Source organism: Sphingomonas sp. BRN-1R (assembly GCF_057748035.1).
This window is the reverse complement of the sequence record NZ_CM173236.1, coordinates 4,300,230-4,316,286: the sequence shown is the minus strand read 5'-3', so window position 1 is coordinate 4,316,286 and position 16,057 is coordinate 4,300,230. Positions and strand designations below refer to the sequence as shown.

The 16,057-nt window shown below is 66.8% G+C and carries 10 protein-coding genes and 1 pseudogene; 7 read left to right on the top strand and 4 right to left on the bottom strand.

The window, feature by feature from the left end; translation table 11 throughout:
* The first annotated feature begins 242 nt into the window (after positions 1 to 242).
* Both rpsD and AC3ANX_RS20175 read left to right on the top strand, forming a co-directional pair.
* Positions 243 to 857, top strand: a complete 615-nt coding sequence (gene rpsD / locus AC3ANX_RS20180; protein ID WP_488334993.1) for a 30S ribosomal protein S4 — start codon at positions 243 to 245, stop codon at positions 855 to 857.
* 253 nt (positions 858 to 1,110) lie between these two features.
* Positions 1,111 to 3,513 (top strand): membrane-bound PQQ-dependent dehydrogenase, glucose/quinate/shikimate family, encoded by a 2,403-nt coding sequence (locus AC3ANX_RS20175; RefSeq protein WP_488334992.1) that lies wholly within the window; start codon positions 1,111 to 1,113, stop codon positions 3,511 to 3,513.
* 19 nt (positions 3,514 to 3,532) lie between these two features.
* Here the strand turns inward: AC3ANX_RS20175 and AC3ANX_RS20170 are convergent, their stop codons facing one another.
* The 3 genes from AC3ANX_RS20170 to AC3ANX_RS20160 all read right to left on the bottom strand — a co-directional run bounded on the left by AC3ANX_RS20170 (position 3,533) and on the right by AC3ANX_RS20160 (position 7,635).
* Entirely contained in the window at positions 3,533 to 5,515 is a 1,983-nt protein-coding gene (locus AC3ANX_RS20170; RefSeq protein WP_488334991.1) for an alpha/beta hydrolase family protein, read from the bottom strand.
* Positions 5,516 to 5,641: 126 nt separating this feature from the next.
* On the bottom strand, positions 5,642 to 6,784 hold the full coding sequence (locus tag AC3ANX_RS20165) for an aldose epimerase family protein (protein ID WP_488337018.1): 1,143 nt from the start codon (positions 6,782 to 6,784) through the stop codon (positions 5,642 to 5,644).
* Positions 6,785 to 6,879: 95 nt separating this feature from the next.
* Positions 6,880 to 7,635 carry a FadR/GntR family transcriptional regulator gene (locus tag AC3ANX_RS20160; protein WP_488334990.1) on the bottom strand — a complete coding sequence of 252 codons (756 nt, stop codon included), beginning with the start codon at positions 7,633 to 7,635 and terminating at the stop codon, positions 6,880 to 6,882.
* Between the two features lie 201 nt (positions 7,636 to 7,836).
* Here AC3ANX_RS20160 and AC3ANX_RS20155 point away from each other — a divergent pair, with 201 nt between their 5' ends.
* From AC3ANX_RS20155 to AC3ANX_RS20135, 5 genes and pseudogenes are all read left to right on the top strand, one after another.
* Entirely contained in the window at positions 7,837 to 9,420 is a 1,584-nt protein-coding gene (locus AC3ANX_RS20155; protein ID WP_488334989.1) for an alpha-N-arabinofuranosidase, read from the top strand.
* Between the two features lie 18 nt (positions 9,421 to 9,438).
* Positions 9,439 to 10,440, top strand: a complete 1,002-nt coding sequence (locus tag AC3ANX_RS20150; protein WP_488334988.1) for an arabinan endo-1,5-alpha-L-arabinosidase — start codon at positions 9,439 to 9,441, stop codon at positions 10,438 to 10,440.
* Between the two features lie 2 nt (positions 10,441 to 10,442).
* A pseudogene (locus tag AC3ANX_RS20145) lies at positions 10,443 to 11,471 on the top strand (glycoside hydrolase family 43 protein); the annotation flags it as partial.
* A gap of 83 nt (positions 11,472 to 11,554) precedes the next feature.
* On the top strand, positions 11,555 to 13,180 hold the full coding sequence (locus AC3ANX_RS20140) for a M28 family metallopeptidase (RefSeq protein WP_488334987.1): 1,626 nt from the start codon (positions 11,555 to 11,557) through the stop codon (positions 13,178 to 13,180).
* 10 nt (positions 13,181 to 13,190) lie between these two features.
* Positions 13,191 to 14,162, top strand: a complete 972-nt coding sequence (locus tag AC3ANX_RS20135; RefSeq protein ID WP_488334986.1) for an agmatine deiminase family protein — start codon at positions 13,191 to 13,193, stop codon at positions 14,160 to 14,162.
* A gap of 171 nt (positions 14,163 to 14,333) precedes the next feature.
* Here the strand turns inward: AC3ANX_RS20135 and purH are convergent, their stop codons facing one another.
* The gene (purH, locus tag AC3ANX_RS20130; RefSeq protein WP_488334985.1) at positions 14,334 to 15,899 is read right to left on the bottom strand and encodes a bifunctional phosphoribosylaminoimidazolecarboxamide formyltransferase/IMP cyclohydrolase; all 1,566 of its coding nucleotides are present in this window, start codon (positions 15,897 to 15,899) and stop codon (positions 14,334 to 14,336) included.
* Positions 15,900 to 16,057: the final 158 nt, after the last annotated feature.

Below are 16,057 nucleotides of genomic sequence, written 5' to 3'. Positions count from 1 at the left end.
TGTACGCGCGAGGGTGAAAGGGTCGGCCGGGTGGCGTCAAGTGGGGTGCCGATAGCGGCGGGCGCGGCGTTCGTCGCGGCGGATGATCGCCTTGACTCTTGGATGGCGCGCCGCTAACCGCCCGCCTTCGCATTTGGTCCCGCACCCCGGTGAAGCGGTGGCCCCGACATGTGTCGGCGCGATGACCGGGTATCGATCGGCTTCCCGCCGGTCTTGTTGTTGGCACTTGTTTAGGAAATATCATGTCGAAGCGTTCCAGCGCCAAGCATAAACTCGATCGCCGTATGGGCGAGAACATCTGGGGCCGTCCCAAGTCCCCGGTGAACAAGCGTGAGTACGGCCCCGGCCAGCACGGCCAGCGCCGCAAGGGCAAGGTTTCGGACTTCGGTCTTCAGCTCCGCGCCAAGCAGAAGCTCAAGGGCTATTACGGCGACGTCACCGAGAAGCAGTTCCGCGCATGCTACCATGAGGCAGCACGCATGAAGGGCGATACCAGCCAGAACCTGATCGGCCTGCTCGAACAGCGTCTCGACATGATCGTGTACCGCGCCAAGTTCGCGCCGACCGTGTTCGCCGCGCGCCAGCTCGTCAGCCACGGCCACGTCCGCGTCAACGGCGTGAAGTGCAACATCGCCTCGCGCCGCGTGTTCGCCGGCGAGGAGATCACGCTGGGTTCGAAGGCGCAGGAAATGGCGCTGGTGATGGAAGCGCAGGCCCTGTCCGAGCGCGAGATCCCCGATTATGTCGCTCCAGATGGTGCCGCCAAGGTCACCTTCACGCGCGTTCCGACGCTCGACGAAGTGCCCTATCCGGTGAAGATGGAACCGAACCTGGTGGTCGAGTTCTACTCGCGCTGATCGAGATTTAGCGAAGCTAAATCGAGCATTTTTAGCGCGAGCGGCCGGCGGCGCTACAGCGCCGACCGACGGCGCGGACTTCGCCCGCGACGCGATCCGAAAAGAAGAGGGCGGCCCGCAACGGCCGCCCTTTTTCGTTGCCGGCCCGTTTCTCGATCGTTTCCGCACGGCAACACATCTTTTCACACGTCCGCTTCGGCCAGACAGGAACATCCCGGCACCGGTCACGTTGCGCGTGCGTAAGGAGTTCCGAATGCCTCAAAACAGATCACGCCGCCCCTGGTTCACAGGAGGTGTATTCCTCCTCGTAGGGATCATCCTCGCTCTCGGCGGCGTGTATCTGGCGGCACTGGGCGGTTCGCTCTACTATCTCATCGCCGGTCTTGGCGTCGCCGCGACTGGCGCGCTGCTGCTGCGCCGCGACGTGTCGGCGCTGTGGCTGTACGGGCTCGTGCTGCTCGGCACGGTGCTGTGGGCGATCGCCGAAGTCGGCTTCAACGGCTGGAGCCTCGAACCGCGCCTCGTCGCGCCGATCGTGCTCGGCCTATGGCTGCTGATGCCATGGGTGCGACGCTCGCTGAGCCCGGCCTCGACCAGCCCCGCCAAGCGTTACGCCGCGTTCGCACCGGGCCTGACCGCCGCGCTGGCGATCCTCGTGCTGATCGTCGGCTTCCTCCAGCCGGTCGGTGTCGACGGCACCGCCGCCCAGCGCAACGTCGCGGGGCAGGTCGACAACAGCGTGCCCGCGAGTGACTGGTGGTTCTACGGTCGCACGCCCAAGGGCGACCGCTTCTCGCCGCTCGCGCAGATCAACGCGGGCAACGTCGGCAAGCTTAAGGTCGCGTGGACGATGCACACCGGCGACACGATGCGCCCCGGTGAGGATGTCGGCGGCACCGATGCCGGCCACGAATTCAACTTCGAAGCGACGCCGATCAAGGTCGGCGACACCATGTACGTCTGCACCGGGCATAGCTGGGTCGAGGCGATCGACGCCGCTACCGGCAAGATGAAGTGGAAGTTCGATCCGCACGCCAACACCAACCCCGACGTGTACCTCGCCTGCCGCGGCGTAGCCTATTACGCCGCCCCCGCCGACAAGGCGACCGATTGCCCGACGCGGATCATCGCGCCGGTGCTCGATGCGCGCGTGATGGCGCTCAACGCCGTCACCGGCAAACCGTGCGAGGATTTCGGCACGCACGGCTTCATCGACCTCAAACAGTATCTCGGCCATGTGCCGGCAGGTTTCCACTTCGTCACATCGCCACCGCTGGTGCTGCACGATCGCATGATCCTCGGCGGCTGGGTGTATGACAATCAGGCGCGCGGCGAGCCTTCGGGCGCGATCCGTGCGTTCGATCCGATGACCGGCAAGATCGTCTGGGCGTGGGACGTCGGTCATCCCGATCAGGTCGTGCATCCCGGCGACGATACCGTACTCACGCGCGGCACCCCCAATGCCTGGGGCGTCTATACCGCCGACCCTGAGCTCAACATGGTGTACCTGCCGCTCGGCAACGCCACCCCGGACTATTTCGGCGGCGGCCGTCGCCCGTTCGACGATGCTTACAACTCCTCGATCGTCGCGCTCGACATCACCACCGGCCAGCCGAAGTGGCACTTCCAGACCACGCACCACGACGTGTGGGATATGGATCTGCCGGTCGGCCCGTCGCTGGTCGATCTGCCGATCGGCGGCAAGCTCGTGCCCGCGCTGGTGCAATCGACCAAGCGCGGCGAGTTCTTCGTGCTCGACCGTACCAACGGCCGGCCGCTGGTGCGCACGGTCGAGAAGCCGGTGCCGCAGGACGGCGTGCCCGGCGAACGTCTCTCCCCCACGCAGCCTTACCCGGTCGGCATGCCGTCGTTGACGCCCGCCGATCTGGTCGAAAACCATCTGTGGGGTGCGACGCCGATCGACCAGATGCTGTGCCGCATCCAGTTCCGCTCGGCGGCCTATGAGGGACAGTTCACCCCGCCGCATACCAAGCCGACCATCGTCTATCCCGCGTTCGACGGCGTGATCGACTGGCATGGCGCCTCGATCGACCCGACGCGCAAGCTGCTCGTCGCCAATTCGAACTACATCCCGTTCATGATCACGATGAAGCCGCGCGCGCCCTATGAGAAATCGGGCAAGGTGCCGGCCTGGAACGGGCAGGGTAACGAGCCCAAGATCGCGACCGGCATCGCTCCGCAATATGGCACGCCCTATATCGGCATGGTCCACCCGTGGCTCAACCCGATCGGCGTGCCGTGCAACCCGCCGCCATGGGGCACGCTCACCGCGATCGATCTGACGACGCAGAAGATCGTGTGGCAGCACGCGCTCGGCGATACGCGCGCGACCGGGCTGTTCGGCACGCACGCCAACCTGCCGATGAAGACCGGCATCTTCAACATTGGCGGCAACATGATCACCGCCGGCGGCCTCGTCTTCATCGGCGCGACCGCGGACGACATGTTCCGCGCGATCGACCTCAACACCGGCAAGACCGTATGGAGCGACGGTCTGCCCGCAGGCGGCAACGCGACGCCGATGAGCTATGCGGTGAACGGCAAGCAGTTCATCGCGATCGCCGCCGGTGGCCACGGCGGGCTCGGCACCAAGACGGGCGATGCGGTCATCGCCTACGCGCTGCCCAACGGCTGAGGTGCGCCGCCCGCACCCCTCAAGGTGCGGGCGGCAGCTTCAGGTTGGTGCGCAGGAACGCGTCCATCTTGTCGAGCATGGCCGCGCGTGCGCCGCTGTCGTCGAGCTGATGGTCGAGCCCGTGGAACTCGGTAAACTCGACGCGCTTGCCTGCACCCTTCAGGCGTGACGCCATCAGCCGCGATTCGCCGATGCCGACGTTGCGGTCCTGATCGCCGTGGAACAGCAGCACCGGCGCGACGAAGCGGTCGGCATGCTGCGCGGGGGAGCCGGCGAGAATATGCGGACCATGCCCGATCTGCGCGTCGACGATCGTGAAGTTGGTGAAGTCGCGATGTTCCTGCCGCGCCGACTCGAGATCGGTGACGGGCGCGACCGCTACGATCGCCTTGAACAACTGCGGATCGACCACGGCGGATTGCAGCGCCGCATAGCCGCCGTACGACCAGCCGACGATCGCCAGCTTGGCGGGATCGGCAATGCCCTGCTTGACCAGCCAGCGCCCGCTGTCGTTGACGTCGCCGATCGCGATCGGCCAGGATTGAAAGCCGTTCTTCTCGAAAAAAGCCATGCCATAGCCGGTCGAGCCGCGAAAATTGGGCTGGAGCACCGCATAGCCGCGATTGGCGAAGAACTGCGCCAGCCAGTCGAACCCCCATTCGTCGCGCGCATCGGGGCCGCCGTGCGGCATGACGATCGCGGGCAAGCCCTTGCCGTCACTGCCTGGCGGCAGCGTCAGATAGGCGGGGATGGCGGTGCCGTCGGCGGCGGTGACGCTGATCGCCTTGACCGGGGCGAGCTTCGTGCTGGTCAGCGCCTGCCGCACCGGCAGAACCTCGGCCAGCTTGCGGGTGGCCTTGTCGTACAGGTAGTAATGGCCGGGATCGACATCGCTGCCGGCGAACATCAACAGCTTGCTCTCGTCCGCGCTTGCATCGACGATGTTGACCAGCGGCAGCCCCGGCAGCGCCTTGGCGAGTGACGCCGCAAGAGTCTTGAGTTCGGGATCGAAATAGACCGTCTGGCGCTTGTCGGTCGCGAAGCTGGCGCCAACCACGCGGCGTTGGCGGCCGATCTGCACGACGCCGTCGACATCGACATCGGGCCGGGCGAGCACGACGTCGCGCTTGAGCGTCCCGTCGAGCGCCACCGAATAGAGCGCGGTGCGTCCGTCCACCGTGTCGAACCCGTAGGCGAGGTTGCGGTCACGATCGACCGCGACCGGATCGAAGCCGATGCTGGTGCTGCCGGTCTGCTTGACCGTGCCCAGCACCTTCCACTGACGGCTGTCGGCCATGCGGTACAGGACGCTGGCCGTGTCCTTCATATAGCCGCCGTTGGACGAGCCGCGTGTCTCCATGATCCTGACGGTGCCGTGCCCGTCGGTGATGTAATCCTCCGCACCGATGCGCGGCGGCTCGACGTTGATACGCTTCAGGGTGACGGTATCGACCCGGTCCACGCCGTATCCCTCGCGCGTGTTGGCGAGATTGGTGCCGGTCGTGTTCTCAGGGATATAGGTGTGCGTCATCAGCACGCTCCCGTCTCCGGCGTCGGTCTGCCAATCGATCACGTCGCCGCCGTCGGTCGCGATGCCGAGCGAGCGATCGGTGTTGCGCGCGCTGAGCATCGTGATCTTCTGCCCATCGGCGTTGACCGCGACCATGCGGGTATAGCCGAGCGAATAGCGGCCGTCGCTGACGATCATGTATATGGTGCAGACCAGCCGAGTGTCGGTCGTCCAGCGACACGATTGCAGCCGGTCGGGGTTGCCGGACGAACTCAGCACCGCCTTGAGCGCGCCGGTCGCGACCGTGGCGATCACCACCGCCGCGCCGCGATCGCCATTGGGCTGGATAAAGGCGATCTGCTTGCCATCGGGCGACAGGCTGATCTGGCCGATGCCCTCACGCGCGCCAAACCGTGTGGCCGCGTCGCTCGCCGCCTCCGCTTGCGCTGCGATCGCCGCCAGCGCCATTACGGCGTATGTTCCCCGTTTCATGCAACCTCCCCCAAGGTGGACGGCGGCATAAGCGGCGGAACACGCGGCGTAAAGTGGCGCGAACGCAAACCGGCCCGCGCATCCTCGGACACGCGGGCCGGTTTCACGTGGAACGAAGAAGAAGGTTCAGCGCGGCGCGACGGACAGTTTGTAGATCGACTCGCTGTGATATGGCTTGCCCGGATCCACCCGCGCCGAGACGAAGTCCGGGTGGTTGGGTGAGTCCGGGAACTTCTGCGGCTCGAGCGAGACCGAGTCACCCATGCGATAGACGTGGCCGTGCTTGCCGACGAAGGTGCCGTCGAGGAAGTTGGCGGTATAAACCTGCACACCCGGCTCGGTGGTGAGCAGTTCGAGCACGCGGCCCGAAGCCGGATCTTCGAGCCGCGCGGCGAGCTGCGGCGTCGCGGTGAGCCCCTTGTCGAGCGCGAAATTGTGGTCGTAGCCCTGGCCGAAGCGGATTTGCTCGTCGCGGCCGTCGCGGATGCCGTCGGCGATGACGCGGGGCGCGCGGAAATCGAACACCGTGCCCGCGACCGCGCGACGTTCGCCGGTCGGGATCAGGTGCGCATCGACGGGCGTGTAAACGGCAGCGGGCACCATCAGCGTGTGGAAGGTCGCGCCGGCGGGTGATCCCTCACCCGCGAGATTGAAGAAGCTGTGGTTGGTCATGTTGACGACGGTCGGCCTGGTCGTCTTCGCATCGTAGCTGATCCTGAGTGCGCCGCCTTCGTCCAGCGCATAGGTGACGGTCGCATCGAGTGCGCCGGGATAGCCGGCGTCACCGTCGGGACTCGACAGCGCCAACACCACCGAGGCGACCGGCCCCGACTTGACGGCCACGATCTTCCACAGCTGCTTGTCGAAGCCCTTGCCGCCGCCATGCAGCGAATTGGTCTTGTCGTTGAGCGGAAGTTGATAGCCTTTGCCGTCGATCGAGAAGCGGCCGCCGGCGATGCGGTTGGCGTAGCGGCCGATCGTCGCGCCGAAGTAATTGGGGTGGCCCTGATAGGTGGCGGCATCGTCATAGCCGAGCGCGATATCGGCGAGCTTGCCGTCGCGGTCGGGGGCGATCAGCGCTTGCAACGTCGCGCCGTAGTTGAGGATGCGCGCCGAGATGCCGTGCGCGTTGGAGAGCGTCACCGCCTCGACCGGCGAACCGTCCGCGAGCTTGCCCGCCGCTTCGCGTTTTGCATCGGCCGCGTCGGCGGTGCAGGCGGTGAAAGCCGCGGCCACGGCAAGAGCCGCCACGCCGGCGCGCCAGATCATCAGCATCCTCTATATCCCTTCATGACGGCCGCAACCGACGCGGTTTGCATGAGAAAGCGTATAGTCGGACAAGAATCCCGCGGGCAAGAGGTCGGCTAGTCGGGCTTGCGCATCGCGCTCGCGGTGTCTTCCAGCGCGAGATCGACCAGCACGCGCATCGCCGCGCTGGCGGCGGCGGCGTCACCCGCAGCGATCGCATCATAGACGCGGGCGTGATCGGGAATCGGGTTGCGCGGCAGTTCCCGCGCGCGCTGCTTGTACTGCGTCGTCCAGCTCACCGCCGCGCCGATGCTCGCCGCCAGCACCATCATCGCGTCGTTTCTGGTCGCGCGCAGGATCGCGTCGTGAAAGTCGCGATCGGCGGCGCGACCCGCTTCGGTGGCGAGCGAATGGCGGCGCATGCGGCCGAGCGCCTCCTTCATCAGCCTGAGATCGTCACGGTCGCGCCGTTCCGCCGCGAACCCCGCCGCTGCGGGCTCGACCACCGCGCGCAATTCGAACAGGTTGCGCACGAATTGCGGGTCGGGTTCGCCCGCGAACGCCCAGGTCAGCACATCGGGATCGAGCAGGTTCCAGCGCGCGCGGGGCAGCACGCGCGTGCCCGCCTTGGGGCGACTCTCGACCAGCCCCTTCGCGGCGAGCGCGCGGATCGCCTCGCGGTAGGCGCCGCGCGATACGTCGAGCGCTTCGGAGAAATCCACCTCGCTCGACAGGATATCGCCCGGCGCATAGGCGCCCGACACGATCGCGATGCCGAGCTTGTGCGCGATCGCGCCGTTCAGGCGCCGCCCGGTGCCGCGCGGCGCGCGTTCGGCCGATTTGTCTTCGCCTTCGTCTGTGCGATCGGTCATCCGTGTCTCCCGTCCCGGCCTTAACAGCCGGCGCACGGTTTCAAAACGCGAGATTGCGTTTGACGGGGCTCGCAAATAAGTAGGAGTAAACCCTCAACGGGTACAGCCGGCGTGTTTTGGAAGACTGTTCATGCCAGCGCGGGCGAGATCGCGAACCGCGCGGCCGCCTAGAGCCAGATGACGATCAAAGGGAGGATGAGAATGCGCAAGGTCCTGCAAACGATACTGGCCGGTGCGGCGCTGGTCGCCGTCGCCACCGCCGGTGTGGCGCAACGCGCGCCCAAACCGGTGACGCCGCCGCCCGCCGGCACCGCCGTCGCCACGCTGCACGCCGATGCGCCCGGGCCGGTGTATGACCACCGCATCTTCACCCAGTTCGCCGAGCATCTCGGCAACGGCATCTACGGCGGCCTGTGGGTCGGCAAGGATTCCAAGATCCCCAACACGCGCGGCTTTCGCAACGACGTGGTGGCTGCGCTGAAACAGCTCGGCGTGCCGGTCGTGCGCTGGCCGGGCGGGTGTTTCGCGGACGAATATCACTGGCGCGAAGGCATCGGTGCGCCCGCCAAGCGCCCGGTCAAGGTCAACACGCACTGGGGCGGCGTGACCGAACCCAACGCGGTCGGCACGCATGAGTTCATGGACCTGATGGACCAGCTCGGCTCCGAACCCTATATCTCGGGCAACGTCGGCAACGGCACTCCGCGCGAGATGGCCGAGTGGGTGGAATACATGACCGCGCCCGCCGGCAGCTTGGCCGACGAGCGTGCGAAGAACGGCCACAAGGCGCCGTGGAAGGTCCCGTATTTCGGTATCGGCAACGAGCTATGGGGCTGCGGCGGCAACATGCGCGCCGAATATGCGGCGGACGAGACCAAGCGCTACGCCACCTTTGTCGTCGCGCCCAAGGGCACCAGGATCCTCAAGATCGCATCGGGCGCCAATTCCGACGACTATACGTGGACCGAGACGATGATGCGCGAGGCCGCCGGCCAGATCGACGGCGTGTCGCTGCATTATTATTCGGTGCCCGGCGGTGGATTTCCGCCGAGCGCATCCTCGACCGAATTCGACGAGGCCGGCTGGGCCGACACCTTGTTCCAGGCCGAGCATATGGAAGAACTGGTGGCGAAGCACGCCGCCGTGATGGACAAATACGATCCCAAGAAGCGCATCTTCCTCGCGGTCGACGAATGGGGCACCTGGTACAAGGATGATCCGGGGACGCACGTCGGCTTCCTGCGCCAGCAGAACACGCTGCGCGATGCTTTGGTCGCGGCGATCCACCTCGACATCTTCGCGCATCATGCCGACCGCGTGCGGATGTCGGCGATCGCGCAGATGGTCAACGTGCTCCAGGCGATGATCCTCACCGATGGCGCGAAGATGGTGAAGACGCCGACCTATTACGTCTATCAGATGTACAAGCCATACATGGACGCGACGGTGTTGCCGCTCGATCTCAACGCGCCGTGGTACGGCAAGGACCGGTGGACGATGCCGCAGGTGAGCGCCTCGGCGGTGCGCGACAAGGCGGGCAAGGTCCATGTCGCGCTGTCCAACCTCGATCCGAACAAGGCGATCACGGTCAGCGTCTCGCTCGCCGGGCTGTCGGCGAGCGCGGTGTCGGGGCAGATCCTGACGGCGGAAGCGATGAACGCGCACAACGATTTCGCCACGCCCGACGTGGTCGCTCCTGCCGCCTTCACCGGCGCGCGGATCAACGGCACGACGCTCAGCGTCGCGCTGCCGGCGAAATCGGTGGTGATGCTCGACCTGCAATAACGGGTGAGGGTGAGGACCATGCGGAAAGCCGCTCTCGGCATGGCAGCGCTGGCACTCGCAGGGATCGCGAGTGCCCAGCAGCCCGCCGCCACGACGCTTAACGACCGGCTGAGCGGCGATCTCGTGCCGACGCACGATCCGGTGATCGCGCAGCAGGGCGGCACCTATTACGTGTTCGGCACGGGGCTGTCGGCGAAGACCTCGCCCGATCTCGTCCACTGGACCAACGCCAAGCCGCCGCTCACCGCGCTGCCCGATTGGGCGACGAAGGCGGTGCCAGGTGCGAAGGGCATGTGGGCGCCCGACATCTCGTATGAGAACGGGCGCTGGCGGCTCTATTACGCGGTATCGACCTTCGGCTCGAACCGTTCGGCGATCGGGCTCGCCACCAGCCCGACGCTCGATCCCGCCGCGCCCGGCTACGGCTGGCGCGACGAGGGGCTGGTGCTGATGTCGATGCCCGCCGACGATTACAACGCGATCGACCCTAACCTCGCGGTCGATGCGCAGGGCCGGCAATGGCTGAGCTTCGGCAGCTTCTGGAGCGGGCTCAAGCTGGTCGAACTCGATGCGAAGACCGGCAAGCCGCTCCACCCCGGCGCGGCGCCGATCGCCATCGCGCACCGCCCCGCGCCGGCGGGTGCGCCCGCGCCGGTCGAGGCGCCGTTCATCCTGCGCCACAGCGGGTATTATTGGCTGTTCGCCAGCTATGATTACTGCTGCAAGGGCGTGAACAGCACCTATTACACCGTCGTGTCACGCGCGAAGGCGATCACCGGCCCGTACCTCGGCAAGGACGGCAGCAGCATGCTGAACGGCGGCGGCACCGTGTTCCTGCGCGCCGATCTGCCCGAAAAGGGGCGGTTTCGCGGGCCGGGCCACCCCGGCTTCCTGCACGATACCGATGGCACGGATTACGTCGCCTACCATGCCTATGACAAAGACAATAAAGGCGCACCGACGCTCAGGATCGCCCCGATCCGCTGGGGTGTCGACGGCTGGCCGCACGCGGAGGAATGACCATGCAGAATTTGACTCGTCGCGGCTTCGTCGGTGCCGCCGCCGCGCTTGCCGCCACGCCCGCGCTGGCGCGGGGCGCGGCCAAGCCCGTCATCACCAACCCGCTGGTGAAGAACCGCGCCGACGCGCAGGTCTTCCGCCACACCGACGGCAGCTATTACATGACCGGATCGGTGCCCGAATACGACCGGCTGGTGCTGCGCCGTTCGAAGACGATCGCTGGCCTTTCCACCGCGCCCGAGCGCGTGCTGTGGCGGCATGAGAAGACCGGTCCGATGTCGGGCTTCATCTGGGCGCCCGAACTCCACCTCGTCGATGGCCGCTGGACGATGTACTATGCCGCCGGCCCGAGCGGCGGCGGTGACGACGTGTTCCACATCCGCACCTATGCGGTGGTGTGCGACGGGCCGGACCCGATGACGGGCAATTGGAAGGTCCTCGGCCAGCTTCAGACCGACTGGGACAGCTTCACGCTCGATTCGACCTCGTTCGTCCACAAGGGGCAACGCTACCTCGCCTGGGCGCAGCGCGAGGCCGGAATCGACACCAACAGCAACCTCTATCTCGCACCCTTGAAGACGCCGCTCACGCTCGCCGCCAGACAGGTGCGGCTGTCGGTGCCGACGCTCGACTGGGAGGTGCGCGGCTACAAGGTCAACGAAGCGCCCGCCGTGCTGGCGCGGAACGGCCGGCTGTTCATGACCTATTCCGCCAGCGCGACCGACGCGCGTTACTGCATGGGCATGCTCACCTGCCGCGCCGATGCGGACATCATGGACCCGGCGAACTGGACCAAGTCGCCCGTGCCGGTGTTCGAATCCTCACCCGAGCATCATGTGTTCGGCCCCGGCCACAACAGCTTCACCACCGATGAGCGCGGCCGCGATCTGCTGGTCTATCACGCCCGCGACTATGCCGAGATCAAGGGCGATCCCTTGTTCGACCCCAACCGTCACACCCGCGTCCAGCCGTTCCGTTACACGGCGGATGGCGTGCCCCATTTCGGCGCGCCGGTCGCCAATGGCACACTCCGTCTATAAACGACCCGACACTCGGTTGCGCGGGTGCGAGCGCGCTGCCAGAACGGACGCACGTCGTTTCGGGGGGGATTGTGATGCGCGCTGCTCTGCTTGGCCTGTCGTTGCTTGCCGCGCCGGCGATCGCGCAGACACCCGCCATCTCGGTGCAGACGCTGAAAAACGTCACGCAGACGCTCTCCTCCGACGCGTTCGAGGGCCGCAAGCCGACCACCCCGGCTGAGGACAAGACCACCGCCTATATCGTCGAGCGGTTCAAGGCGGCGGGGCTCAAGCCCGGCGTCAACGGCGACTGGTTCCAGCCGGTGCCGCTGGTCGAGATGACCGCCACCAACGTCGCGCCGCTGACCATCACCGGCGGCAAGACGCCGTTAAGCCTCGCCTATCGCACCGACATGGTGGTGAAGACCTACCGCGTCGCGCCGCATATCGCGGTGAAGGACAGCGACGTCGTGTTCGTCGGTTACGGCATCAACGCGCCCGAGCGCGGGTGGAACGACTATGCCGGGCTCGACGTGAAGGGTAAGACGGTGGTGATCCTCGTCAACGATCCCGACTGGCAGAGCCCCGCGCGCACCGGCCTGTTCGAGGGCAAGGCGATGACCTATTACGGTCGTTGGACCTACAAATACGAGGAAGCCGCGCGGCAGGGCGCGGCTGCCGCGATCATCGTCCATGATACCGAGCCCGCCGCTTATGGCTGGGGTGTCGTCCAGTCGAGCAACACCGGCGCGCAGCTCGAACTCGACGAGCCGGGCGATCACATGAGCGAGAGCGCGGCGATCGGCTGGATGCAGCTCGACAAGGCCAGGGCGCTGTTTGCCAGCGCGGGCAAGGACTTCGCGAGCCTGAGCGAGGCGGCCAGGCACAAGGGCTTCCGCGCGGTGCCGCTGGGGGTGAAGGCGTCGGTGTCGTTTGACAACACGATTCGCCGGCAGGCCTCGAAGAACGTCGTCGGTATCCTGCCCGGCACCGCCAAGCCGAACGACTATGTGTTGTATTCGGCGCATTGGGATCACCTCGGCCATTGCGATCCGGTCAAGGGCGATGGCATCTGCAACGGCGCGCTCGACAATGCGAGCGGTGTCGCCGGGCTGGTCGCGCTGGCCGAGGCGCAGGTGAAGGCGGGGCCGGCGAAACGGTCGATCGTGTTCCTGTCGGTGACGGCGGAGGAGGCGGGGCTGCTCGGTTCGCGCTATTATGCCGAGCATCCGGTCTATCCGCTCAGCGCGACGGTCGGCGGCGTGAACATGGACGTGCTCAACGTGAAGGGGCGCACCCATGATTTCGAGATTACCGGCGCGGGCAAATCCGAACTGGAAGACATGATGAAGACGCTGGTCGAAGCGCAGGGCCGCGTCGTCAAGCCCGAGCCCAACCCGGAGCGCGGCAGCTATTTCCGTTCGGACCATTTCAGCTTCGCCAAGCTGGGCGTGCCGATGTTCGACGGAGCGGCGGGCGAGGATCTCGTCGTCGGCGGCGTCGCGGCCGGCCATGCCGCCACGCTCGACTATATCGCCAACCGCTACCACAAGCCGCAGGATGGATATGATCCCAACTGGGATTGGTCGGGTGCGGTCGAGGATCTCACCCTCTATTACCGGCTCGGCCGCGAACTCGCCGATGGCGACCAGTGGCCGAACTGGTACAAGACCGCCGAATTCCGCGCGATCCGCGACAAGGATCGTGGCGGCGCGCACTAAGGAATCCGTCATGCCGAACATTCTCCCTCCCGCCGAATGGGCGCCGCACACGGCCGTCTGGATCGGTTTCCCGAGCCACCCCGATCTGTGGGAGGACGATCTCGAACCCGCACGCGAGGAGGTCGCCGCGTTCGGCCGCGCGGTTCATGCCGGGGGCAAGGGCGAGCGCGTCATCCTCGTCGCCGCCGATGACGAGGCGGCGCGGGCGGCGGTGCGCGTGGCGGGCGATTTCGCCGAGATCGTCGTGCAGCCGTTCGGCGACATCTGGCTGCGCGACACCGGGCCGATCCTGCTGTCGGACGGCAGCGCGCGCGCGTTCACCTTCAACGGTTGGGGCGGCAAATACGATCTGCCCGGCGACGACGATGTCGGCCTGCGCCTCGCCGGTTCGATCGGCGCGCCGGTCGAACGGCGCGATTGGGTGCTCGAAGGAGGCGCGATCGACGGCGACGGCGCCGGCCGTGTCGTCACCACCCGGCAATGCCTGCTCAACCCCAATCGCAATCCGGCGCTGTCGCAGGATGATATCGCGGCGCGGCTGAAGACCGACCTCGGCTTCCGCGAGATCGTGTGGCTCGGCGACGGGTTGCTCAACGACCATACCGACGGCCATGTCGACAATCTCGCGCGCTTCGTCGCGCCCGGCGTCATCGCTATCCCTGAGGCGACCGAGAACGATCCCAACTGGCTGGTCTATGCGCATGCCGCCGATGCCGCCGCGGCAGCGGGTCTGGAGGTCAAGCGCATCCCCTCGCCCGGCCGCGTGCTGCGCGACGACGAGGTGATCCCGGCGAGCTACATGAACTTCTACATCGGCAACGCCGCCGTGGTGGTGCCGCTGTACGGCGCGCCCAACGACGAGGCTGCGGTCGCGGCGATCCAGGCGCTGTTCCCGACGCGCGATGTGGTGGGGCTGCGCGCCGACGCGATCCTGACCGGCGGCGGCAGCTTCCACTGCATCAGCCAGCAGATTCCGGCCTGAGTGGTTCGCGCGGCTGAGCCGCCGCGCGTCCGTTGCTCCGGCCCCACCACGAACGTCACTCCAGCGAACGCTGGAGTCTTTCGTGGTGACGCGATCCGGCCGCCGCGAGAGACCCCAGCTTGCGCTGGGGTGACGATGGGTGCGCGGGCGCGGGAGCGCGCGCCCTTGCGATCAGTGGCGGAAGTGGCGGACGCCGGTGAACACCATCGCGAGGCCCGCCGCATCGGCGGCGGCGATCACCTCGTCGTCGCGGATCGAGCCGCCCGGCTGGATCACCGCCGTCGCACCCGCCTCCACCGCCGCGAGCAGCCCGTCGGCGAACGGGAAGAACGCATCCGACGCGACTGCCGAGCCGATCGTGCGTGGGGCCGCCCAGCCGGCCTTCTCGGCGGCGTCCTTGGCCTTCCATGCGGCGATGCGTGCCGATTCGAGCCGGTTCATCTGGCCTGCGCCGATGCCGGCGGTCGCACCGTCCTTGGCATAGACGATCGCGTTGGACTTGACGTGCTTGGCCACCGTCCAGGCGAAGCGGCAATCCGCCAGCTCGGCCTGCGTCGGCGCACGCTTGGTGACGACCTTCATGTCGGGTGCCGACGCATTGTCGCGGCCCTGCACCAGCCAGCCGCCGGTGATCGCCTTCGCCAACAGCCCGCCACGGGCGGGATCGGGCAACGCGCCGGTCAGCAGCAGCCGCAGGTTCTTCTTGGCGGCGAACAAAGCGAGCGCCTCTTCGTCGGCATCAGGTGCGATCACGACTTCGGTGAAGATGCCGGTGATCGCGCGTGCGGTCGCGGCGTCGAGCGGGCGGTTGAGCGCGATGATACCGCCGAACGCCGACACCGTGTCGCACGCGAACGCATCGGCATAGGCTTGCTCGATCGTGGCGGCGGTGGCGACACCGCACGGGTTGGCGTGCTTGACGATGACAACGCTCGGATCGGCATCGCGGAACTCGCTGATAAGATCGAGCGCGGCATCGGCATCGTTGAAATTGTTGTACGACAGCTCCTTGCCCTGCACCTGCCGCGCCTGGCCGACGCCATTGGCGGACGGCTTGTACGTCGCGTAGAACGCGGCTTGCTGGTGCGGGTTCTCGCCGTAGCGAAGCGCCGAGCCGAGCGTCAGCGTGACGGGCAGCACCTGCGGGAACGAGTCGCGCTGATCGACGAAGGCGAACCATTGCGCGATCGCGCCGTCATAAGCGGCGGTGAGCGCGTAGGCCTTGGCGGCGAGGCGCTTGCGATCCTCCAGCGTGGTGCTGCCGCCCGCGACCAGCGCATAATCGGCGGGATCGGTGACGATCGCGACATAGGCGTGGTTCTTCGCGGCCGAGCGCACCATCGACGGGCCGCCGATGTCGATATTCTCGATCACCTCGTCACGCTCCGCTCCTCGCGCGACGGTTTCCTCGAACGGATAGAGATTGACCACGACCAGATCGATCGCGCCGATGTCGTGCTCCTGCATCGAGGCGGCATGCGCGGCATCGTCGCGCACCGCGAGCAGCCCGCCGTGGACCTTGGGGTGAAGCGTCTTGACGCGACCGTCCATCATCTCCGGGAAGCCGGTGAGGTCGGAAATGTCGCGCACCGTCAGGCCGGCATCGCGGAGCGCCTTGGCGGTGCCCCCGGTCGAAACCAGTTCGACGCCCGCCTGCACCAGCGAACGGCCGAGATCGACGATGCCGGTCTTGTCGGACACGGACAGCAGGGCGCGGCGGATGGGGATGGTGGTCATGGGCGAACTCCGAGGGACAGTTTGCGCTCCCCTTACAGCATCGCCATGCTGGCGAAAGTCGGGATGGCCCGAAATCCCCGTTCGTCCTGAGTAGCTGCCGAGTAGCCCGCAGGGCCTATCGAGGCGGCGTATCGAAGGACAGGCCCTGCGCGAAACTT